Source organism: Oerskovia sp. PE-21s (assembly GCF_056158145.1).
In genome coordinates, this window is record NZ_JBUXJM010000002.1 from 282210 (window position 1) to 302884 (window position 20675).

The following is a 20675-nucleotide window of genomic DNA, read 5'->3' on the forward strand; positions in this document are numbered from 1 at the left end:
CGCGGCGGATCCCTCGTCATCCGCCCCGTTCCCGACTCCGCACTGAGGACGTCGCCGGTCTAGTCACCGACGCACCCTTCTCAGGCCGCGGAGTCCACCTGGACCCGCGGCCTTCGTGTTTCTCCGAATGCGATCGTCTTCCCGGTCAGCCGTCCACCATCCCCGGACGGCACGACCACCTGCGGGTCCTGTGACAAAGAAGTTCACACGCAGATCAGGACATCACTGGAGGACATCGTGCGGCTCACCGCGCTGCTCGACAACATCACTGCCCAGGGCGGATCCGGCCCTTGGACTCCCCACCAACCCCTCACCACCCCTCTCGGTTCCTCGGACGCGGCCGAGTTCGACCGGCTCCTCGCCGGTCTGCTGCCCTGCCGCACGAACGACCCCGAGCTCTGGTTCGCCGAGCAGTCGACGCAGGTCGAGCAGGCCAAGGCCCTGTGCCAGGCGTGCCCGCTCGTCGCCGGTTGCCTGGCAGGCGCGATCGACCGCCAGGAGCCGTGGGGCGTCTGGGGCGGCGAGGTCTTCGTCGACGGAGCCGTCGTCGCCCGCAAGCGTGGGCGTGGCCGGCCGAGCAAGGCCGAGGTCCTCGCCCGCCAGGCGGAGGAGGCGGCTCACGCCGCCGCCCGTGAGTCGGAGGACTCCGTCTCCGCGTCATCGGCGGCCTGACATGGCTGCCGCGACCGTCAGGTCCGAGCACCCGCACCGCGGGTGGTTCACCACCTCGCGCAGCCTCGGCACGGCATCGGGAACAGCGATCTCGATGCAGGCCGAGGCTGCGCGGGGCGTCAGCCCGTCGAGGTGCGCGAGCACCTGGCTCGCGGCGATCGCCGCGCCGACGGCTGCCAGCGTGGTCTCCTCGACGTCGAGGACCTCCCGCTGAGGATCCCGTAGCTGGTCGACGAGCTGCGGCCACTGCGGGTCGAGGTCGGCGCGATGCCCCTCGACGCACCGGACGCACGGCGTCCTTCCCGGTCGGACGAACGGTCCGACCACCACGTCCGCCTCCCGCACCACGACCGGTAGGTGCGGAGTCCCGTCGCCCGTGAGCCGCCCGTACCGTTCAGGGCGCAGCACGCGATGCTCGACGACCACCGCGACGTCCGGTCGGCCTGCGTGCGGCGCGACCCAGCGTGACGCCTCGACGAGGCGGCTGCGCACCTCGGGGGCGAGGTCGGTCAGGATCCGCGCGGCGGCTTCTCCGCGCGGTCGGCCGACGTCCCGGGTCCGATAGCCGCCGAGCCCGACGTCGGTCGCCTGGACCGGCGCGGCGTCGTCGAGCAGGAGCGTGCCCACCCCTGCGGTGGCGAGCACGACCGCGACCCCGAGGCCCAGCCGGCCCAGGCCCTCGACGCCGACGCTCGCCTGTGCCCGGCGCGCGAGCGTTGCCCGCCCGCTGCCGTCCGGTCGCAACAGCGCGAGGGTCGGGGCGTCCGCCCCACCGTGCGCGGGGGCCACGACCTCGCGGGAGGCCGCGTCGGGCACCCCGACGACGAGGAACGCCTCGTGCAGGTGACGCACGATCACGCGTTGCCGCTCGGGGTCCACGCCGTACCGGGCGGGTGGCGCGTGCAGGAGGGGGCGCCCCGACCGGTGATGGTCGAGGAGCCAGGCTGCCTCCTGGTCGCCGAGCCCGCTCAGGAGCACGCTCCATCGTTCGTCCGTGCCGTACTGGAGCGTCCCGGGCTCGCGCCGGAGCACGACGGTCCCGGGGCGCAGCCGGACGGGAAAGGTGGCGTCGTCCATGTGCCCTCCTCGACTGGTGTGCCGGTCGCACCAGTCTGGGGTGGCGGGGACGCTCGTCACGGTTCTCCACAGGGCGGTCGGTCCTCCTCGCCAAGACTTGACCTGTTCTCGACGATTCTGCGCATACATGGAGGGGAACCCTCGGCGTGGTCTATGGCATATGTCACGCGGACCCACTACGGTCTGTGCCGTGGCCTACGAAGCCGAGCCGGGCGCCGCGAAGAGCGCCGAGACGTACGTCGAGGTACGCCGGAGCCGTCGACGCAAGAGCACGGTCAGCGCCTACCGCGACGGGGACCGCACGATCGTGTCGATCCCCGCACGCTTCACGCGTGCCCAGGAACGGGAGTGGGTCCAGCGCATGCTGGACCGGCTCGCCGACAAGGAACGCCGACGCAGGCCCTCCGACGAGGAGCTCGTGGCCCGTGCGACCGAGCTGTCCGCCAAGTACCTCGACGGCCGGGCGCACCCCACGAGCGTGCGCTGGTCGAGCAACCAGGGGCGTCGCTGGGGGTCCTGCACCCTGATCGACGGCAGCATCCGGATCTCGACGCGGGTCCAGGGTATGCCCGGGTGGGTTCTGGACTACGTGCTGCTGCACGAGCTCGCCCACCTGTTGCACGCAGGGCACGGGCCGGGGTTCTGGGCGCTGCTCGAGTCGTACCCCCGGACGGAGCGGGCCAAGGGATTCCTCGACGGGGTGTCCTACAGCCGCGACGGCGGGCGGCCCGAAGGTCCTGAAGCGCCCGACGACGCCCAGGAGTCGCCGCCCCACGTCGAGATCGAGGCTCATCCGGCGCCCCAGGCGTCGCCGGAGGGAGATGCCGGCGATGCCGTCGCGGACCCCACGCCCGACCGGCACGCGGTGCCGGCCAGGGGTGAGGTGCAGGGCCCCGAGACGGAGCCCGCCCGCTAGCCGCGGGGCGGACCGTCAGTCGCGAGGAGAGCCGTCCGGCTCGGTCTCGGTGTCGTCCGACGGGCCCGAGCCCCGGGAGTCCTCGGCCTCGCTGAAGATGTCGGCCAGCGCCTTGTCGAGGTCGCTCTGCTCCTCCTGGACCTCGGTACGCCGTGTCTGGTAGCCGGCCGGGTCGTCGAGGTCGAGCGGGCTGGGCAGCAGGTCGGGGTGGTCCCACACCCCGTCCCGTGCGTCGGCTCCGCCCTGGGCGGCGATGAGAGCCCACAGGGTCGCGGCGTCGCGGGACCGGCGCGGCCGCAGCTCCAGGCCCACCAGGGTCGAGAAGATCTGCTCGGCCGGTCCGCCCGCCGCACGCCGACGGCGGAGCATCTCGCGCAGGGGGACGGCGTGCGGGAGGTGGGGGAGCGCGGCCTGTGCGCTGACCTCGTCGACCCAGCCCTCGACCAGGGCGAGCGCGGTCTCGAGGCGCAGCAGGGTGGCCTTCTGCTCGTCGGTGTTCTGCAGACCGAACACACCGCCGGACAGGGCGCGCTGGAGCGCGCCGGTGTCCGTGACGTCGATGTCGGACAGCTGGGACTCGAGCGCGTCCAGGTCGATCGTGATCCCGCGCGCGTACGCCTCGACGAGGCCGAGCAGGTGCGCGCGGAGCCAGCTCACGTGCGTGAAGAGGCGGGCGTGCGCGGCTTCGCGCAGGGCGAGGAAGAGGCGGACCTCCTCGACCGGGGCGTCGAGGCCCTCGGCGAACGCGGCGACGTTGGTGGGCAGGAGGGCCGTCGCGGGCTCGTCGAGGAGCGGCAGGCCGATGTCCGTGACGCCGAAGACCTCGCGGGACATGGTCCCCGTGGCCTGGCCGATCTGCATGCCGAACACCGCGGAGCCCAGCCTGCGCATCATCTGCGCGGGGTCGAAGTCCATCCCGAGCGCTCCGGCGGGGAGCCCGGGGATGCCGAGGCCGGCGTCGGGGCCGTCGATCCCGCCCGGGAGCTGGTCACGCAGCACGGTCGAGAGCGCGTCCGCGACCGAGGAGGCCACGGGCGCCGCGAGCGCGTTCCAGGCGGGGAGAGTCTTCTCGACCCACTCCGAGCGGCTCCACGCGTAGCGCTTGCCACCGGCGGGCGGCAGGTCCGTGACGGCGTCGAGCCACAGCTCGGCCACCGACAGGGCCTCGGTCGCCGAGCGGACGTGCGCGGGCGTGAGCGAGGGGTCGCCCTCGGCTACCGCGACCTGGCGGGCGATGTCGTGCGCGACGTCCGTGTTGACCGGGCCGTTGCCCGAGCTCGCGAGGAGGCGCTGCACCTGGGCCAGGACGTGCTTCATGGTGGCAGGATCGTTGCTGAGGCCGCTGCCGGCAGCCAGGGCGGCCGGGTCGAGGCCGCGGGCACGCAGCTCGCGCAGGGCCTCGTCGGCGTCCGCGCCGAACATGGAACGCAGGAGCTCTTCCCACTGCGCGTCGGGCTGGTCGCCCGCGCCGGAGGCGAACTCGTCGGGCGGTTGGCTGCTCATCGGGGTCTCCTCGGGATAGCGTCAGGAATCACCGTAACCACATTCGCGGACGGACAAGGGGGGTCGAGGCATGTCGGAGGGCCCGGTTCGCTCACGGCGCAGCGCGGACCCCGCTCCCGCGCCGGGCGAGGACGACGAGCACGACGCACCCCGAGAGCGGGCCGACGACGCGACCGTCGTCGTGGGCGAGGGGCGGGTCGCCGCGCTCCTGCGTGCCGCGCTCGGTGGTCGCGGGCCCGAGATCGCGCCGGTCGAGGCCAACGACCTGTCCGCCCCGTGGGTCGAGGGGGCGCGGACGCTCGTGGTCGTGGCGCCCGCCGGGGAGTTCGGCATCAAGGTCGTCAAGGGAGAGACACGACGGACGCACCTTGTCGAGCAGGCGCAGCGTGCCGCGCGGGCCGCGGCGCGGCACGGGGTCGAGCAGGTCGTCGCGGTCACGTCGGCGACCGTGCACGGCGCGGGCGCCGACCGCCCCGTGATCGAGGACGACGACCCGGTCTCGGCCGACGCGGCGGGCTTCGTCGCGGACCTCGTGGCGTTCGAGGACGCCCTGGTCGAGACGCTCGTCGACGCCGCCGGCGAGCCCCGCGCCGCCGGGACCTCGGACGTGCGTCTCGCGGTCCTGCGGCCCGCGATGGTCGTCGGCCCCGGTGTCGACACGATCCTGACCCGCCACTTCGAGGCCCCTCGGCTCCTGACCGTCAAGGGCAGCGACCGCCCGTGGCAGCTCCTGCACACCGACGACCTGGTCGCGGCCGTCCGGGTGGTCATGGCACGTGGCCTGACCGGGACGTTCACGGCCGGGGCGCTCACGGACGGCGCGCCCGACGTCGTGACCCCCGCCGAGCTCGTCGAGCGCACGGGGCTCGCGAACGTGACCTTGCCCGCCGCGACCGCGTTCGGCGCGGCGGAACGCCTGCACCGGGTGGGCGTGCTGCCCTCTCCGGCGAGCGACCTGGCCTACGTGGTGCACCCGTGGACCGTCGCGGCCCGCGGACTGCACGAGGCCGGCTGGGAGCCCACCTGGTCGAGCGCCGAGGGCGTGGACGTCCTCATGGAGGAGGTCCGCGGGCGGATCGCGCTCGTCGGGCGCCGGGTCGGTGGTCGGGACGCGGCCGCGCTCGGGGCGGCTGGGGCTGCGGTCGCGCTCCTGGGCACCGCCGCGATCTGGCGTCAGGCCCGACGGCGGTGAGTCGCGGCGCCGTCGGACAGGCGCAAGGTTCCTTCCGGCGGACCGCCAGCGAACGTCCAGGATTCTCGGGGATGATAGCGACGTGACAGATCCGTTCTCCCGCGAACCGCACGAGCCCGCAGGCGCTGCCGACCCGTTCGGCCCCGCACCCGACGAGGACTACACGCCCCCGCCCGTGACGCGCCGTTCGCTCACGCTCGGCATCTCCGTGCTGGCCACGACCCTCCTGGTCGCGGGCCTGGCCGTCATGCCCGCGCCGTACGTCGTGCGTTCGCCGGGACCCACGCAGGACACCCTCGGTGCACAGAACGACCAGGACCTCATCCAGATCGAGGGCGCCGAGACGTACGACTCGACCGGCGAGCTGCTGCTCACCACGGTGTCGGTCGCGGGCGGGCCGGGCTACCCGGCGAACCTCGTCCAGGTCGTCGAGGGCTGGGCCTCGACGTCGCGCTCGGTGCGCCCCGTCGAGGAGACGTTCCCGCGCGACGTGACCAAGGAGCAGAGCGAGCAGGAGAGCCAGCAGGAGATGCTCTCCTCGCAGGAGACGGCGACCGTCGCGGCGCTGACCGAGCTGGGCTACGAGGTGCCCGCGACCCTCACGATCCAGGGCGCCGCGAAGGACACCGGCGCGGAGGGGGTCGTCGAGACCGGGGACGTCATCACGACCGTGAACGGCAAGGGCGTCGTGACGTACCAGGACCTCATCGACGAGCTCGCGACCGTGACGCCGGGTGACGACGTCGTGCTCGGGGTCGAGCGTGGCGGCGAGAGCAAGGACCTGACGATCACCACGCAGGAGGCCGACGGCAAGGCGATCCTCGGGGTCTTCATCGACCCGGCCTTCGACCTCCCGGTCGACGTCTCGATCCAGATCGAGGACATCGGGGGCCCCAGCGCGGGGACCATGTTCGCGCTCGGGATCATCGACCGGCTCACGCCCGAGGACGAGGCGAACGGCACCGTGATCGCCGGGACCGGCACCATGAGCGTCGAGGGGAACGTGGGGCCCATCGGTGGCATCCAGCAGAAGCTCTACGGTGCCCAGCGTGACGGTGCCACGTGGTTCCTCGCCCCCGAGTCGAACTGCGACGAGGTCGTGGGCAACGTGCCCGAGGGGCTGAACGTGGTCAAGGTCTCGACGCTCGAGGAGGCACGCGACGCGATGGTCGCGATCGGCGCGGGCGAGGGCGAGGGCCTGCCGACGTGCTCGTGACGCGGCGGTCGCCGGTCCGGCGGGGTCCGTCAGGGCGCTGAGCCAGACCGCGGCGCGACCGCCGGACGCCCACCGCGCGACCGCTGGACGACCCGAAGGGCCGGACGACCACGTCGTCCGGCCCCTCGGGCTTCTCCCTCGTGCACGCTCCGCGCTCTGCACGCGCTCTGGCGAACCGGCGCCGGGCGGCTACTCGAACGTCGCGCGCAGCCCCTCGATCAGGCCGGGCACCAGGTCGGGGCCGAACGCGACGTCGTCGCCGTCGTCGTTGGCGCGAGTGCGGACCGCGCACCACGGGGTCCCGTCACGCAGGACGCCGACCGCGAGGCGCACGTCCTGGCGGTCGGGGTGCGACGACAGGTAGGCGAGGGCCGCGGCCGGGTCGGTGGGCAGGCCCTCCTCGGCAGACGGGGGCAGGATGACGCGCTCGGCGACGATCGCGGCGCCGTCGACCGTGTCGGGCCACGAGATGCCGGCGAGCAGGTCCTCGAGCGTCTCGACGTCGGGCAGGCCCTCCTGCTCGACCGAGACCAGGTGGTCCGGGATGCCGCGCGCCGCGGTCACGACCTCGGGCGGGAGGCGGTCGGCCAGGCCCGGGTCGGCGGCCATCGCGTCGGCCGTGCGGACGAGCGCGAACACGCGCGGGGGAGCGTCCCAGCCGTCGGCGGCGACGTGCGCCTCGACGTCGCGCACGGCGTCGGCGAGCGCGAGCTGCGCGAGGGGGACGATGGGGGCGGGGGCGTCGTCGGGGACGCCGTCGGCGGATCGGGAAGTGCTCGGGGCGGGCTGGTCGGGCGCGGGGGAGGTCGTGTCTGCCATGGCCCCAGCATCGCAGGCCCGACGGCGTCGGCGCAGTCGACGGGTCGCGGCCAGGTACGTGTGGGAACCTGGAACCGCTGTGGGCCGTTGACGAGATGGACGGCCTGTGGCCTGACCCTGTCGAGACCGTGGACCGCCTGTGAATCCGGTGGTCGTGGGCCCGGCGCGGACAGGTACCGACGCCTGACGACCTGACGCTCGACCGAACGCAAAGAGGTAAGCCCACCGTGTCATTCGCCGCAGCGCCACGACGCCCTTCGGGGTCCGAGGCCGGCTCCCGCAGACGTCGTAGCCCGCTCGGCATAGCCGTTGCCGTCGTGGCTGCCCTCGTCCTCCTGCTGTTCCTGCTCGCGCAGTTCTGGACCGAGGTCCTCTGGTTCACCCAGCTGGGCTTCGAAGGCGTCCTGTGGACCGAGTGGGGTACCCGTGCGGCGCTGTTCGTCGGCGGCTTCCTCGTGATGGGCGGACTCGTCTTCCTGTCGCTGTCGCTCGCGTACAGGTCACGCCCCATCTACGCGCCCTCGACGCCCGAGCAGGCCACGCTCGACCAGTACCGCGAGGCGATCGAGCCGCTGCGCAAGGTCGTGACGATCGCGGGCCCGGCGCTCATCGGGTTCTTCGCCGGTGCGGCGGCGTCCTCGCAGTGGAGCACGGTGCTCCTGGCGCTCAACTCGGTGCCGTTCGGCACCAAGGACCCGCAGTGGGGCCTGGACATCTCGTTCTTCGTCTTCACGCTTCCCGTGCTGCGCTTCACGGTGGGCTTCCTCATGGCTGCGGTCATCATCGCCGGCATCGGCGCCCTGGCGACCCACTACCTGTACGGCGGGGTCCGCATCGGTGGCGGCGCGGGCAGCGGCCCGCGCACGACCAAGGCCGCGCGTGTGCAGCTCTCGGTCACGGCCGCGGTCCTCATGCTGCTCATCGGTGCGAACTACTGGCTCGACCGCTACTCGTTGCTGACCACGACGGGTGACAAGTTCGACGGCGCCTCGTACGCCGACGTCAACGCCGTCATCCCGTCCAAGGCGATCCTGACGGGTGTCGCGATCCTCGTCGCGCTGCTGTTCGTGGCGACCGCGGTCCGCGGCAACTGGCGCCTGCCCGCGATCGGTGTGGGGCTCATGGTCGTGTCCGCGATCGCGATCGGCGGGATCTACCCGGCGGTCGTCCAGCGCTTCCAGGTCAACCCGAACGCGCAGGAGTTCGAGGCCGAGTACATCCAGCGGAACATCGACGCGACCAAGACCGCGTTCGGGCTCGACGGGGTCGAGGCGTCCAACTACGACGCGAAGACCCAGGCCGAGGCCGGCGCGCTGCGCGCCGACGCCGACACCACGGCGTCCATCCGCCTGCTCGACCCGCAGATCGTCAGCCCGACGTTCCGTCAGCTCCAGCAGAACAAGCAGTACTACAACTTCCAGGAGACCCTCTCGGTCGACCGGTACATGATCGACGGCCAGAGCCGCGACACCGTGATCGCGGTCCGCGAGCTCAACCTCGAGGGCCTCGGTGCGAGCCAGCGCAACTGGGTCAACGACCACACGGTGTACACGCACGGGTACGGCGTCGTGGCCGCGTACGGCAACCAGATCGGCCCGGGCGGCCAGCCCGCGTTCTACGAGGGCGACATCCCGTCGGTGGGCTCGCTGCCCGAGTACGAGCCGCGCATCTACTTCAGCCCGGACTCGACCCAGTACTCGATCGTCGGCGCCCCCGAGGGCACCAAGCCCTGGGAGTTCGACTACCCGGACGACGAGGCGGGCGGCCAGGTCAACAACACGTTCGGTGCCGAGGACGGGGCCGTCGCTGGCCCCAGCGTCGGCTCGTTCGGCAACAAGCTGCTCTACGCCCTGAAGTTCGGCTCCGAGCAGATCCTCTTCTCCGACCGCGTGACGGCCGACTCGCAGATCCTGTACGACCGGTCGCCCCGCGACCGTGTCGCCAAGGTCGCGCCGTACCTGACGCTCGACGGCAAGGTCTACCCGGCCGTCGTGGACGGCCGGGTCAAGTGGATCGTCGACGGGTACACCACGACGAACTCCTACCCGTACTCGGCGTCGCGCCCGCTCGACGAGGCGACGCAGGACACCCTGACGGTCAACTCGCAGTCGGTCGCGGCGCTCGCGCCCCAGCAGGTCAACTACATCCGCAACTCGGTCAAGGCCACGGTCGACGCCTACGACGGTTCGGTCGACCTCTACGCGTGGGACACCGAGGACCCCATCCTCCAGGCGTGGGACAACGTGTTCCCGACGTCGCTCAAGCCGATCTCCGAGATCAGCGGCGACCTCATGAGCCACCTGCGCTACCCCGAGGACATGTTCAAGGTCCAGCGTGCGCTGCTCACGAGCTACCACGTCGACGACGCCCGCGAGTTCTTCTCCGGTCAGGACTTCTGGAACGTCCCGCGCGACCCCACCGTGCGCGGCACCGGCACCAAGCCCTACCAGCCGCCGTACTATCTGACGCTGCAGATGCCCGGTCAGGAGAACCCCGCGTTCTCCCTCATGACGACGTTCATCCCGGGCGGTAACTCCGACCGAGAGATCCTCACCGGGTTCCTCGCGGTCGATGCGGAGGCGGGGAGCACGGCCGGGGTGAAGGCCGAGTCGTACGGAAAGCTCAGGCTCCTGGAGCTGCCACGCAACGCCACGGTCCCCGGACCGGGGCAGGTGCAGAACACGTTCGACTCGGACCCCACGGTGTCCAACGAGCTGAACATCCTCAGCCGCGGCAACTCGACCGTGATCCACGGCAACCTGCTCACGCTCCCCGTGGGCGGCGGTCTGCTCTACGTGCAGCCCGTGTACGTGCAGGCGTCCGAGGGCACCAAGTTCCCGCTGCTGCGCAAGGTTCTGGTCAGCTTCGGTGACCAGGTCGGGTTCGCGGACACGCTCGACGAGGCCCTCAACCAGGTCTTCGGCGGCGAGTCCGGGGCCTCGGCCGGTGACGCGGGTGGGGAGGTCGCCCCGGTCATCCCGACCGACGGCGAGACGCCGCCGCCCACGGACGGCACCGACACCGGGACGGGCACCACGCCGCCCGTCACGGAGAACCCCGAGGCGCGTGCGCAGCTCGACCAGGCTCTCCAGGCCGCCAGCCAGGCGATCAAGGACGGTCAGGCCGCCCTCGCAGAGGGTGACTTCGCCGCCTACGGCGAGTCGCAGGAACGCCTGCAGTCCGCGCTCGAGTCGGCGATCGCCGCCGAGGAGTCGTTGGGCACCGAGACGCCGTGACGCACGAGGGGCGGTCGCCCGTCGGGTGACCGCCGACTCGACCGGGCTGACGACGGACGCCGCTCCTGACCTGAGGGTCGGGGGCGGCGTCCGTCGTCCGTGCCGAGGGTGAGAGACGCGCTCGCCGGGGTCGCTGCGCGCGCCCACCACGACGACGGCTTGTCATTTCTGGTACATCAGACGAGCATGGGGCCTCATGACCAGTGCAACCGTTTGCAGCAACGCTTACATCGTCGAGGGAACGCTCGGCGCACTGCCGACGGTCGCGCTCGTCCACCCCTCCGGAGCCGAGCTCGTCGTCGCGCTGCGCGGCGCGACGGTCCTCGCGTGGCGGGCCCCCTGGAACCGGTCGTCCGCGGAGCCGCACGACGTCGTCGACCTCCTCGACGGGTACGCGACCGAGCGGGCCCTTCTCGCCCAGGACGCGACCCGGTCCGGCCTGATGTTCCCGTTCGCGAACCGCATCGCGGGCGGCACCTACGTGTTCGACGGCGTCACGCACCACGTCCCGCCCGTCGCCCCGGGGGAGACCCAGACCATGCACGGGTTCGCGCGCGTGCTCGACTGGGAGGTCGTGCCAGAGGGCGAGGGGGCCCTGCGTAGCACCGACGGCGTCGACGGCGCAGGTGCCCTCGACGGCACGAGCGGCCCAGGCGACGCGACCGAGGCGGGGCCTGTGGCCCTGACCCTCGCGACCGAGATCCGGGGCGCCGACCTCGCCGGGTACCCGTTCGACCTCGAGACCCGGATCCGCTTCGAGCTGACCGAGCGCACGCTCGACGTGACGTGGACCTACCGCAACCTCGGGCGGGACGCGGCGCCCGTCACGGCCGGCTGGCACCCGTACTTCCGCATCCCCGGCCACGACACGATCGACGGCCTGGAGCTGGACGTGCCCGCCCGTGCGACGGTTGCGACCGACGCGACGCTTCTTCCGCTCCACGGCGACGCGGCCCGGGTGGTGCGTGACGCCGTCGGGCCGGTTGCTCTTGCCGGGACCTGTCTCGACACCGCGTTCACCGATCTCGTGACCGACGCGGACGGGCGTGCGAGGACGCGCGTCCTCGACCCGTCGACCGGCGCGGGCCTCGAGCTGTGGCAGGAGCGCGGCAACATGCACGTGTACACGGGCGACGGGCTGGACGAGCGGGCGCGGGCGTCGATCGCGCTCGAACCCGTCGAGAGCCTGACGAACGCGTTCAACCGCGAGGACTGCGAGCAGGACGTCCGGCTCGCGCCGGGGGAGGAGCGCGTGTTCCGCTTCGGGGTCGGGATCGTCGCCCCGCGCCGCTCCTGATCGGTGCCGCGGTGCCCGATTTGGCGCCCCGGCCCCTGTCCCGTAAGGTGGTGTTTACCGACGCGGGGTGGAGCAGCTCGGTAGCTCGCTGGGCTCATAACCCAGAGGTCGCAGGTTCAAATCCTGCCCCCGCTACAAAGGAAGGCCCGGTTCAGCAGGAATGCTGGACCGGGCCTTCGTCATTCCCGGGATGACCCGTGGAGAATGAACGCCGGACCCATGCGCCGTCCGCGTGTGACGTGCCCGACAGGTGCCCTGGTCACGGCAGGGGCGAAAGGTCGCGTAGAGTGGTGTTCACCGACGCGGGGTGGAGCAGCTCGGTAGCTCGCTGGGCTCATAACCCAGAGGTCGCAGGTTCAAATCCTGCCCCCGCTACAAAGGAAGGCCCGGTCCAGCAGACATGCTGGACCGGGCCTTCGTCATTCCCGGGGTCTCGCCCAGGGTGCAGGGCGCCGCGTCAGTCGGCGAGCGTGAAGCCGGTCGTCCACTGGGTCGCGCCGGAGCCGGCGAGCGTCATCTGGACGAACCCGAGGGCTTCGAGCTCGCGGGCGCGCTTGAGCGACCCGGCGTCGACTCCCTTGAGGCCGCCTGCGCGGACGAGGTCGACGAGCGTGGCCTTGGCGTCGTTGTCGTCGCCCGCGACGAGCACGGTGGTCGACTGGTCGGCGACCTTGCCGCTCGCGAGGGTCGAGGCGAAGTTCGTGTTGAACGCCTTGACGACCGTGGCGGTCGGGGCGAGCGCGGCGATCTGGGCGGCGGCCGAGGAGTCGGCGGGCACGACGAGCGAGTCGAACGTCGCGAAGTCGACGGGGTTGGTCGGGTCGACGAGGACCTTGCCGTCGAGCCGGCCGGCGTACTGCGCGAGGATCTTGGGCACGGCGGGGTAGGGGAGCGCGAGGACCACGAGGTCGCCCGTGATCTCGTCACCCACGACGCCCGAGGTGAACGAGTCGCCCGAGCCGAGTGCTGCGGCCTTCTCGGCGTCGCGCGCCAGGACCTGGACCTGTGCGCCGGCGTCGAGTCCGATGCGTGCCACGCCTGCTGCGATGTTCCCTGCGCCGATGATCGTGATGCTGGTCATGAAGTCCTCCGGGGCTGCGACGCCGATACCGGACCGGCGTGATTGGTTGTTGATACAACTAACGTAGACCCGCTTAGTTGTCGTGTCAACCATTGCCGGTAGACTGGTCCCATGACCGACGACGTGCGATGGCTCTCCCCCCGCGAGCTGCGGACCTGGATGCGCCTCCAGGCCGTCTCCGAGCTCCTCCCCGGCGTGCTCGACGCCCAGCTCCAGCGCGACGCGCAGCTCACCCACTTCGAGTACCTCGTGCTCGCGATGCTCTCCGAGGCGCCCGACCACACGCTGCGCATGACGGACCTCGCGCTCAAGACCAACGCGACCCTGCCGCGCCTGTCGCACGTGGTGAAGCGTCTCGAGGGTCGCGGCTACGTCGAGCGCTCGCCCTGCCCCGAGGACCGCCGGGCCACGCTCGCGGTCCTGACCGACGCCGGGTGGGACAAGGTCGTCGCGACGGCCCCCGGCCACGTCGGCACGGTCCGCGAGCACATCATCGACCGCCTCACCCCGGAGCAGGTCGACCAGCTCGACCAGATCGCGCGCTCGATCCTCGAGTCGCTCGACACCGAGGGGCGGCTCGACGCGCTCCACCTCCCCGAGGACTGAGTCGACGCAGGGGCGGCGCGACGGTGTGACGCGACCCACCGTCTCACCGCGCGCCACGCCCCTGTCTCACCGCATGGGACCGGCGTAGAGTCGTCCTCCGGTGAGTCCCGGCAGCGCGCGTCACCCGCGGCCGTCCGGAGCCGCCTCGTCACCCTCCTGACCCTGGAAGGTCCTCATGCGCCGCCTGAACGCCGTGCTGCCCGTCGCAGCCGTCTCGACCGCCCTGCTCCTCGCGGGCTGCTCCGCCGACGACTCCTCGAACGACGCCGGTTCGGCCGGCTCGACGCCCACGTGCGAGCCGGGCGCGCTGCCCACGCACACCGACGGCAAGTTGACCGTCGCCGCGGGCGAGGCGTACTCGCCCTGGTACATCGGCGAGCACGACAGCGGCGAGGGCTTCGAGTCCGCGCTCGTCTACGAGGTCGCCGACCGGCTCGGCTACGCCGAGGACGACGTCGAGTGGGAGCTCGTGACGTTCGAGCAGATCGTCAGCCCCAGCATCAAGGAGTTCGACTTCGCCGCGTGGCAGACGTCCATCTCGGACGAGCGCCGCAAGGCCGTCGACTTCTCGAGCCCCTACCTCACGACCCGCCAGGGCGTGATCGTGCAGGAGGCCGGCCCGTACGCCTCGGCCACGACGCTCGACGAACTCAAGGACCTGCGGATCGGCGTCACGGCCGCCCAGACGAGCCTCACGCTCGCGAAGGCCGCGTTCGGCGACGACGCGAACATCGTCCCGTTCAACGGTGCGGGCGACGGCATGACGGCCCTGCAGTCGGGCACGATCGACGTCATGGTCATGGACGTCGACCAGGGCGTCGCGGCCTCGACCGAGTACTTCCCCGAGTCCGTGGTCATCGGCACCCTGCCGGACCAGGGCACGGTCGAGCAGTACGGCCTGGTCCTGGACCTGGGCTCCGTGCTCACGGACTGCGTCTCGGCCGCGGTCGACTCGCTCGAGGAGGACGGCACGCTCGCCGAGCTGCGCACCACGTGGCTCAAGTCGGACGACATCCCCGAGCTGGGCTGAGGTGAGCGGGGGCGCTCCGGGCGTCGCACCGCCCGAGGACAGCAAGCCCGACGGCGGCGCTCACCACGCGAGCGCGGGCTGGACCCCGTCTGCGCGCGCGGTGGCGAGGGACTCCTACCGGCGTGCGCGGCGCCGTCGGGCAGCGTGGGTGTCCACGCTCTCGACCGTGGTCGTGGTCGCGGTCCTGTACGTCGTGGTGACCACGGCCCCCGGGTGGGAGCGCACGCGCGACGCGTTCTTCTCCCCGGCCAGCGCGTGGGACTCGCTGCCCGCGATCGCCGAGGGGCTGTGGCTCAACCTGCGGGTGTGGGTCGTGGCGTCGGTCGTCGGGATGGTGCTCGGCATGGCGCTCGCCGTGATCCGCACGAGCCGCGTCCCGGCGCTGTTCCCGCTGCGCGCGTTCGCGGTCGCGTACGTCGACGTGTTCCGCGGCGTGCCGCTGCTGCTGGTCCTGCTGCTCGTCGGGTTCGGGCTGCCGGCGCTGCGCCTCGAGTGGTTGCCGACGTCGGGGGCGTTCCTCGGTGCGCTCGCGATCATCCTCACGTACACCGCGTACCTCGCCGAGGTGTTCCGGGCCGGGATCGAGTCGGTGCACCCCTCCCAGGTCTCGGCCGCGCGCTCGCTCGGGCTGACCCGCGCGCAGACGACCCGCAAGGTCGTGCTGCCGCAGGCCGTGCGCCACGTGACCGCGCCGCTCGCGAGCAACCTCGTCTCGCTCCAGAAGGACTCGGGGCTCATCTCGATCCTGGGCGCCGTGGACGCGATCCGGGCCGCGCAGATCGCGGCGTCGGGCAGCTACAACTTCACGCCCTACGTGGTGGCGGGTGTCCTCTTCCTGCTCGTCTCGATCCCGCTCACGCGCGTCGTCGACGTGTACTCGGCCCGCCAGGGCTGGCGCGGGTCGCTCGCGACCGTGAGCGGGGCGGGGGCCATCCGATGAGCCACCTGCTGTCCCTGCGCGGGATCCGCAAGACGTACGGCGAGCGCCTCGTGCTCGACGAGATCGACCTCGACGTCGACGAGCACCGCTGCGTCGTGCTCGTCGGGGCGTCGGGCTCGGGCAAGTCGACGCTGCTGCGCGTCGTGAACCTCCTGGAGGAGATCGACGACGGCGAGATCCTGCTCGACGGGCAGGACGTCGCCGACCCGCGTCTCGACGCGAACGTCGTCCGGGCGCGCATGGGCCTGGTGTTCCAGTCCTACAACCTCTTCCCGCACATGAAGGTCATGGACAACGTGACCCTCGCCCCGCGCCTCGTGCACAAGCGGGGTCGCGCCGAGGCCGAGGCCGCGGCCGAGGCCATGCTGCGCCGGGTCGGCCTCGCGCACCGCATGACGGCCTACCCCGACCAGCTCAGCGGGGGAGAGCAGCAGCGGGCCGCGATCGCGCGGGCGCTCGTGTCCTCGCCCGAGCTCCTGCTGCTCGACGAGGTCACCTCGGCGCTCGACCCCGAGCTCGTGGGCGAGGTCCTCGACCTGCTCGCGGACCTGCGTGCCGAGGGCGTGACGATGCTCGTCGCGACCCACGAGATGGGCTTCGCGCGCGAGGTCGCCGACGAGGTCTGCTTCCTGCACCAGGGGCGCGTGCACGAGCGCGGCACGCCCGAGCAGGTCCTCGGCGACCCGCAGCGCGAGCGGACCCGGGAGTTCCTGCGCCGGCTGCGCTGACCGCGACTGGGCCGGCCACGGGGACGCCGCCCTTCCGTGCGGGCCGCGCGGCGCGCATCATGGAAGCAGGTTCCTCAGCGGGGAGGCGCGACATGTTGGCAGCGGTCGGAGACAGGATCATCCGGGCCTCGGGGGTCGTCGGCGGCGCGGTCCGCGACGGCATGGTCGTCGAGGTCCAGCACGAGGACGGCTCGCCGCCCTACCTGGTCGAGTGGGCCGACACGGGTGAACGGACGCTCGTCTACCCGGGGCCCGACACCATGGTCCGCGCCCCCGTCGAGGGCGCCGAGGCGCACGAGGTCGTCGTCCCGGTGCACGCGAAGTCCTGGCACGTCCAGGTGAGCCTCGTCGAGAGCGAGGGGCGCACGACGGCGGAGGCCATCCTGGTCGGCGACGTCCCGTCCGAGCTCCACGCCGTGGGCAGGGCCCGCAAGGACCCCGGTGACACGGAGATCGAGGCGATCGGCGACCACGTCGCGGCGGCCCGCGCGCTGCGCGCGCTCGCGGACCGGTTGCTCGGCATCGCGGAGACGGAGATCGAGGGCTCGACGGGCGTGCCCGCGCACGTGCACCACTGAGCGTGGGCTGCGGGGCTCTTCGTCCGCGCCCGTGGCGACGCATCAACAGGGGCCGCTGCGCGCTCCCTCCAGGTAGGCCCGCCGACGGCGACGGGAGGGTTCGAGGAGGAGCCATGAAGCGCCTGGTGCTCTGCTGCGACGGCACGTGGAACTCGCCGGTCCGTGCGAGCGTGTCGAACATCGAGAAGATCGCCCGGTCGGTCCACACGGGGATCGGGCCCGACGGGGTCCAGCAGATGGTGTTCTCGGTCGAGGGCGTCGGCGCCCGGGGCTACCGGGTCGACGCGCTGCTGGGCGGGGCGTTCGGCTACGGGCTCAGTCGCAACGTCGTCGCGGGCTACCGGGACCTCGCGCTCAACTACGAGCCCGACGACGAGGTCTACGTGTTCGGGTTCAGCCGCGGCGCGTACACCGCGCGCAGCGTGGCCGGGATGATCGCGAGCGTCGGCCTGCTCACGGCGGACGCGCTCGCCGACCGCGGCGCGGGCAACCTGCTGGCGGACGCCGAGTCGCTGTATCGCGACCACTCGCCCGGCAGGCGTGCCCGGGTCTCGCAGTTCCGCGAGAAGCACTGCTACCCCCAGGTGCCCATCACGTTCCTCGGGGTCTTCGACACCGTGGGGGCGTTGGGCGTGCCAGGGATCACCCGCCGCAGGAGCCGGTTCCACGACGTGCGCCTGTCGAGCATGGTGCAGTGCGCGCGTCAGGCACTGGCCATCGACGAACGGCGGCTCACGTTCGAGCCGTGCCTGTGGGACGTCCCGGCCGACGACGACCGGCCGGGCGGCGTCAAGCAGGTCTGGTTCCCGGGAGCGCACAGCGACGTGGGCGGTGGGAACGCCTCGCCCGGGCTGTCCGACGTCGCGCTCCTGTGGATGATGGGCGAGGCCGCGGCGTGCGGGCTCACGTTCTACCCCGACCGGGTCCTCGCCCAGCTCGGCGACGACACCGAGCTCGTCGGCAGCTTCACGCCGCGGATGGCCTACCGCCTGCTCAACACGGCCAAGCGGTGGAAGCGCCGGCCACGGTTCAGGGGGACACGACGCCTGCTCGCCGGCGTGCCTCTCGACGAGGGGTACGTCGACGACGTGCGGCTCTCCGACCTCGCCCTCGCGCTCAGCGCCGACCCCACGTCCACCTACGCGGAGCACGCCGTGAACATCGCCTGGTGGAAGGACGCGGCGGGCAGCGACCTCGCCGTCGAGCCCGTCCCGACGCTCACGGACGTCCCCCGGCGGCTCGTGCTGACGTGACCGGCGCAGGCAGGGCAGGCGACGACCGGCCGCGGGACGGCCGCCGGGAGACCACGCTGCGCGTCGTCGTGCACGGGCATGTCCAGGGCGTCGGCTTCCGGTGGGCGACGACCCGCCAGGCCGCCGCGCTGGGGCTGGCGTGCGACGCGCAGAACCTCCCCGACGGGACCGTGCTCGTGACGGCGCGCGGCGAGGCCGCTGCCGTCGCGACGCTGCGGGACTGGCTCCGCGGCGGCCGGACGCCCGGAGAGGTGGCGCGCATCGACGAGGACCCGGTGTGATGCTGGGGGACATGACCTCGCCCGCAGAACGTCCTGATCCGACGACCCGCCCCGGAGCCGCGCTCGTGCCGCCCGACGCCCACGTCTTCGGCGCCCTCGACGCCCTCGTGACGATCGTCGAGTTCGGCGACTTCGAGTGCCCGTACTGCCACGACGCGGCCCCCGTCCTGCGGACGGTCGTCGAGGAGTCGGGCGGCCAGGTCCGGCTCGTCTTCCGTCACTTCCCGCTGTTCGAGGTCCACCCGTACGCGCTCACGGCGGCGCTCGCGGCCGAGGCGGCCGGGGCGCAGGGACGGTTCTGGGAGATGCACGACCTCCTGTTCGCGCACCAGGACAGGCTCGACGACGTCGGGCTCGCGCACTGGGCGCAGAAGCTGGGGCTGGACGGTGCGAGCGTCGTCGGTGACGCCGCGCAGCAGCACGGTGACGCCGTCGAGCGCGACTACCTGGCCGGGACGGCGCTCGGTGTGCGGGGGACCCCCACGCTGTACGTCGAGGGCGTGCGGTACCGGGGCCGGGTGACCGAGGACGGCGTCCGGTCGGCCGTGGCCGCCGCGCTCGCGGACGCGGGACGGGCGGCGGGGCCGGCGACCGGTCAGGGCGCCTGAGCCGAGGGGGCGTCCGAGTCCTTCCTCGGGGCTGCCGGACCGCCCACGGGCGCGGTCGGTATCAGTCGCGCGAAGAACAGCGCCGTCAGCGCCACGAGGGCGAGCACCGCGAGGCTCGCCCGCAGGCCCGTGATGCGGGCGGCCTCGTTCTCCTCGGTCAGGGCGGCGATCTCCTCGGGCGGGAGCCCTGCGCTCGTGAGCGCCTCCTCGACCTGCGCGTCGGAGATGAACGGGACGCCGCCCGCGAGCTCGACCTGTGCCGTCGCGGCGATCTCGGCCCGCACCGCGGGGTTGTCGCCGACCCCGGTGAGGAAGGTCGCCGTGAGTCCCGCGATGAGGACCGAGCCTGCGAGCGCGGTCCCGAGCGACGCGCCCAGGTTGGTCAGGGTGTTCTGCAACCCGCCGACGTCGCCGCTCTCCTCGTCGGGCACGGCCGAGACGGTCACGGCCCCGAGCTGCGAGGCCAGCGCCCCGACGCCGAGCCCCGCGAGGGCGAGCGGGACCGTGACGACCTCGGGCCCGGCACCGACCTCGAGCCCGGCGAGCAGGCTCACGATGCCCGCGAGCAGCGCGGCCACGCCCCACCGCACGACCGTGCGGGGCGAGGCGCGCGGGAAGAAGCGCGGTATCCCCACCGCCGCGAGCAGGAGCGTCACGGACAGGGGCAGGAGGCGGATGCCGGTGTCGAGCGCGGAGAGCCCGAGGGCGACCGACAGGTACAGGGGGACCGTGAAGAACAGCCCCGCCTGGAGCATGAACTGGAAGAAGAACATCGTCAGCCCGCCGTTGAGCTGTGCGTTGCGCAGCATCTCGGGCCGCACGAGCGGTTCCTTGCCCGCGGCGACGACGCGGTGCTCCCACGCGAAGAACAGCCGCACGACCAGCATCCCGGCCAGGATCAGCCAGATGGTCGGTGACAGGCCGAGCCACGACGGCCCGCCCGGCCGGGTCTGGACCCAGCCCCACTCGCCCGAGCGCAGGACGCCGAACACCGCGATACCGAGGCCGACCGCGGACAGAGCCGCGCCGACCAGGTCGAGCCGGAACCGCGGCCCGAGCGGCGCGTCGGCGATCCGGCGCGTGAGCAGCAGGATCACCGCGACGATCACGACCTCGCCGACGAACACGTAGCGCCACGTCCAGTACGTCGTGACGAGCCCGCCCACGAGCGGCCCTGCGGCCACCGCGATGGCGCCCGCGGACGCGACCAGCCCGTAGGCGCGCGGCCGGTCGGGGGCCGCGAAGTTCGAGGCGACGAGCGCGACGATCGCGGGCATGATGAGCGCCGCGCCGATCCCCTCGAGCACCGACCAGCCGAGGATCAGCACCCCGAGGTTCGGCGCGAGGGCGGTCGTGAAGGAACCGCACGCGTAGATGATGCACCCGAGCACGAATGCCCGACGGCGCCCGATCAGCCCGCCGACCTTGCCGCCCGGGATCATGAGCGTGGCCATGACGAGCGTGTAGAGCGTGATGGCGGTCTGGATGCCCGTGACCGTGGTGCCCACGTCCTGCGCGACCTGCGCGATCGACACGTTCATGACCGAGCTGTCGAGCGTCATGACGAACTGGCCCGAGGCGAGCGTCAGCAGGACGACGCCCGTGGCGCGCTCAGCGGTTCGAGCCACGGTCTGCTCCGGTG

General features: G+C 72.5%; 19 protein-coding genes and 2 tRNA genes. 16 read left to right on the plus strand and 5 right to left on the minus strand.

Annotated elements, in window-relative coordinates; translation table 11 throughout:
* The first annotated feature begins 237 nt into the window (after window positions 1–237).
* Window positions 238–672 (plus strand): WhiB family transcriptional regulator, encoded by a 435-nt coding sequence (locus ACZDYF_RS04205; protein ID WP_204808177.1) that lies wholly within the window; start codon window positions 238–240, stop codon window positions 670–672.
* Here the strand turns inward: ACZDYF_RS04205 and ACZDYF_RS04210 are convergent.
* Window positions 658–1749 (minus strand): ThiF family adenylyltransferase, encoded by a 1092-nt coding sequence (locus tag ACZDYF_RS04210; RefSeq protein WP_475053804.1) that lies wholly within the window; start codon window positions 1747–1749, stop codon window positions 658–660. The two genes, ACZDYF_RS04205 and ACZDYF_RS04210, sit on opposite strands and share 15 nt — an antisense overlap.
* Window positions 1750–1939: 190 nt before the next feature.
* On the opposite strand from ACZDYF_RS04210, the gene ACZDYF_RS04215 reads away from it, so the two are divergent.
* Complete coding sequence (locus tag ACZDYF_RS04215) at window positions 1940–2665, plus strand: YgjP-like metallopeptidase domain-containing protein (protein WP_475053807.1); 726 nt, start codon at window positions 1940–1942, stop codon at window positions 2663–2665.
* Window positions 2666–2680: 15 nt separating this feature from the next.
* Here ACZDYF_RS04215 and ACZDYF_RS04220 read toward each other — a convergent pair whose 3' ends face one another.
* Window positions 2681–4168, minus strand: a complete 1488-nt coding sequence (locus tag ACZDYF_RS04220) for a zinc-dependent metalloprotease (protein WP_475053810.1) — start codon at window positions 4166–4168, stop codon at window positions 2681–2683.
* Between the two features lie 70 nt (window positions 4169–4238).
* Between ACZDYF_RS04220 and ACZDYF_RS04225 the strand changes: the two genes are divergently transcribed.
* Together ACZDYF_RS04225 and ACZDYF_RS04230 are read left to right on the plus strand one after the other, a co-directional pair.
* Window positions 4239–5360, plus strand: a complete 1122-nt coding sequence (locus tag ACZDYF_RS04225) for a Rossmann-fold NAD(P)-binding domain-containing protein (protein WP_475053814.1) — start codon at window positions 4239–4241, stop codon at window positions 5358–5360.
* Window positions 5361–5442: 82 nt separating this feature from the next.
* On the plus strand, window positions 5443–6576 hold the full coding sequence (locus tag ACZDYF_RS04230; RefSeq protein ID WP_475053817.1) for a YlbL family protein: 1134 nt from the start codon (window positions 5443–5445) through the stop codon (window positions 6574–6576).
* 189 nt (window positions 6577–6765) lie between these two features.
* Here the strand turns inward: ACZDYF_RS04230 and ACZDYF_RS04235 are convergent, their stop codons facing one another.
* Complete coding sequence (locus tag ACZDYF_RS04235) at window positions 6766–7395, minus strand: PPA1309 family protein (RefSeq protein ID WP_400274593.1); 630 nt, start codon at window positions 7393–7395, stop codon at window positions 6766–6768.
* A 227-nt stretch (window positions 7396–7622) separates the two neighbouring features.
* On the opposite strand from ACZDYF_RS04235, the gene ACZDYF_RS04240 reads away from it, so the two are divergent.
* The 4 genes from ACZDYF_RS04240 to ACZDYF_RS04255 all read left to right on the plus strand — a co-directional run bounded on the left by ACZDYF_RS04240 (window position 7623) and on the right by ACZDYF_RS04255 (window position 12303).
* Complete coding sequence (locus ACZDYF_RS04240; RefSeq protein ID WP_475053821.1) at window positions 7623–10631, plus strand: UPF0182 family membrane protein; 3009 nt, start codon at window positions 7623–7625, stop codon at window positions 10629–10631.
* A 196-nt stretch (window positions 10632–10827) separates the two neighbouring features.
* Window positions 10828–11928 carry an aldose epimerase family protein gene (locus ACZDYF_RS04245; protein WP_475053828.1) on the plus strand — a complete coding sequence of 367 codons (1101 nt, stop codon included), beginning with the start codon at window positions 10828–10830 and terminating at the stop codon, window positions 11926–11928.
* Window positions 11929–11989: 61 nt separating this feature from the next.
* Window positions 11990–12063: transfer RNA gene (locus tag ACZDYF_RS04250), tRNA-Met, on the plus strand.
* Between the two features lie 166 nt (window positions 12064–12229).
* A tRNA-Met gene (locus tag ACZDYF_RS04255) sits at window positions 12230–12303 on the plus strand.
* An 82-nt stretch (window positions 12304–12385) separates the two neighbouring features.
* Here ACZDYF_RS04255 and ACZDYF_RS04260 read toward each other — a convergent pair.
* On the minus strand, window positions 12386–13102 hold the full coding sequence (locus ACZDYF_RS04260; RefSeq protein ID WP_475053830.1) for an NADPH-dependent F420 reductase: 717 nt from the start codon (window positions 13100–13102) through the stop codon (window positions 12386–12388).
* An 18-nt stretch (window positions 13103–13120) separates the two neighbouring features.
* Here ACZDYF_RS04260 and ACZDYF_RS04265 point away from each other — a divergent pair, with 18 nt between their 5' ends.
* The 8 genes from ACZDYF_RS04265 to ACZDYF_RS04300 all read left to right on the plus strand — a co-directional run bounded on the left by ACZDYF_RS04265 (window position 13121) and on the right by ACZDYF_RS04300 (window position 19033).
* Window positions 13121–13615, plus strand: coding sequence for a MarR family winged helix-turn-helix transcriptional regulator (locus ACZDYF_RS04265; protein ID WP_191789353.1), 495 nt, complete (start codon window positions 13121–13123; stop codon window positions 13613–13615).
* 175 nt (window positions 13616–13790) lie between these two features.
* Window positions 13791–14645: an ABC transporter substrate-binding protein gene (locus ACZDYF_RS04270; RefSeq protein ID WP_475053834.1), complete on the plus strand. Its 855-nt coding sequence runs from the start codon at window positions 13791–13793 to the stop codon at window positions 14643–14645.
* A gap of 1 nt (window position 14646) precedes the next feature.
* Window positions 14647–15585 carry an amino acid ABC transporter permease gene (locus tag ACZDYF_RS04275; RefSeq protein WP_475053837.1) on the plus strand — a complete coding sequence of 313 codons (939 nt, stop codon included), beginning with the start codon at window positions 14647–14649 and terminating at the stop codon, window positions 15583–15585.
* Window positions 15582–16313 carry an amino acid ABC transporter ATP-binding protein gene (locus ACZDYF_RS04280; protein WP_191789350.1) on the plus strand — a complete coding sequence of 244 codons (732 nt, stop codon included), beginning with the start codon at window positions 15582–15584 and terminating at the stop codon, window positions 16311–16313. Before ACZDYF_RS04275 ends, ACZDYF_RS04280 begins: the two co-directional genes overlap by 4 nt.
* A 92-nt stretch (window positions 16314–16405) precedes the next feature.
* Window positions 16406–16891 carry a dsRBD fold-containing protein gene (locus tag ACZDYF_RS04285; RefSeq protein ID WP_191789349.1) on the plus strand — a complete coding sequence of 162 codons (486 nt, stop codon included), beginning with the start codon at window positions 16406–16408 and terminating at the stop codon, window positions 16889–16891.
* Window positions 16892–17004: 113 nt separating this feature from the next.
* Window positions 17005–18144 (plus strand): DUF2235 domain-containing protein, encoded by a 1140-nt coding sequence (locus tag ACZDYF_RS04290; RefSeq protein WP_475053841.1) that lies wholly within the window; start codon window positions 17005–17007, stop codon window positions 18142–18144.
* Entirely contained in the window at window positions 18141–18425 is a 285-nt protein-coding gene (locus ACZDYF_RS04295; RefSeq protein ID WP_204808194.1) for an acylphosphatase, read from the plus strand. The genes ACZDYF_RS04290 and ACZDYF_RS04295 overlap by 4 nt, the downstream gene beginning before the upstream one ends.
* 11 nt (window positions 18426–18436) lie before the next feature.
* Window positions 18437–19033: a DsbA family protein gene (locus ACZDYF_RS04300; protein ID WP_191789347.1), complete on the plus strand. Its 597-nt coding sequence runs from the start codon at window positions 18437–18439 to the stop codon at window positions 19031–19033.
* Here ACZDYF_RS04300 and ACZDYF_RS04305 read toward each other — a convergent pair.
* Entirely contained in the window at window positions 19021–20661 is a 1641-nt protein-coding gene (locus ACZDYF_RS04305; RefSeq protein WP_475053845.1) for an MFS transporter, read from the minus strand. The genes ACZDYF_RS04300 and ACZDYF_RS04305 overlap by 13 nt on opposite strands.
* Window positions 20662–20675 lie beyond the last annotated feature (14 nt).

Bases quoted from the DNA above. Each gene is read 5' to 3' on its own strand.
- ACZDYF_RS04210 (WP_475053804.1), bottom strand. From the start codon at position 1,749: ATGGACGACGCCACCTTTCCCGTCCGGCTGCGCCCCGGGACCGTCGTG.
- ACZDYF_RS04220 (WP_475053810.1), bottom strand. From the start codon at position 4,168: ATGAGCAGCCAACCGCCCGACGAGTTCGCCTCCGGCGCGGGCGACCAG.
- ACZDYF_RS04225 (WP_475053814.1), top strand. From the start codon at position 4,239: ATGTCGGAGGGCCCGGTTCGCTCACGGCGCAGCGCGGACCCCGCTCCC.
- ACZDYF_RS04235 (WP_400274593.1), bottom strand. From the start codon at position 7,395: ATGGCAGACACGACCTCCCCCGCGCCCGACCAGCCCGCCCCGAGCACT.
- ACZDYF_RS04245 (WP_475053828.1), top strand. From the start codon at position 10,828: ATGACCAGTGCAACCGTTTGCAGCAACGCTTACATCGTCGAGGGAACG.
- ACZDYF_RS04260 (WP_475053830.1), bottom strand. From the start codon at position 13,102: ATGGTTGACACGACAACTAAGCGGGTCTACGTTAGTTGTATCAACAAC.
- ACZDYF_RS04265 (WP_191789353.1), top strand. From the start codon at position 13,121: ATGACCGACGACGTGCGATGGCTCTCCCCCCGCGAGCTGCGGACCTGG.
- ACZDYF_RS04270 (WP_475053834.1), top strand. From the start codon at position 13,791: ATGCGCCGCCTGAACGCCGTGCTGCCCGTCGCAGCCGTCTCGACCGCC.
- ACZDYF_RS04280 (WP_191789350.1), top strand. From the start codon at position 15,582: ATGAGCCACCTGCTGTCCCTGCGCGGGATCCGCAAGACGTACGGCGAG.
- ACZDYF_RS04285 (WP_191789349.1), top strand. From the start codon at position 16,406: ATGTTGGCAGCGGTCGGAGACAGGATCATCCGGGCCTCGGGGGTCGTC.
- ACZDYF_RS04290 (WP_475053841.1), top strand. From the start codon at position 17,005: ATGAAGCGCCTGGTGCTCTGCTGCGACGGCACGTGGAACTCGCCGGTC.
- ACZDYF_RS04300 (WP_191789347.1), top strand. From the start codon at position 18,437: ATGACCTCGCCCGCAGAACGTCCTGATCCGACGACCCGCCCCGGAGCC.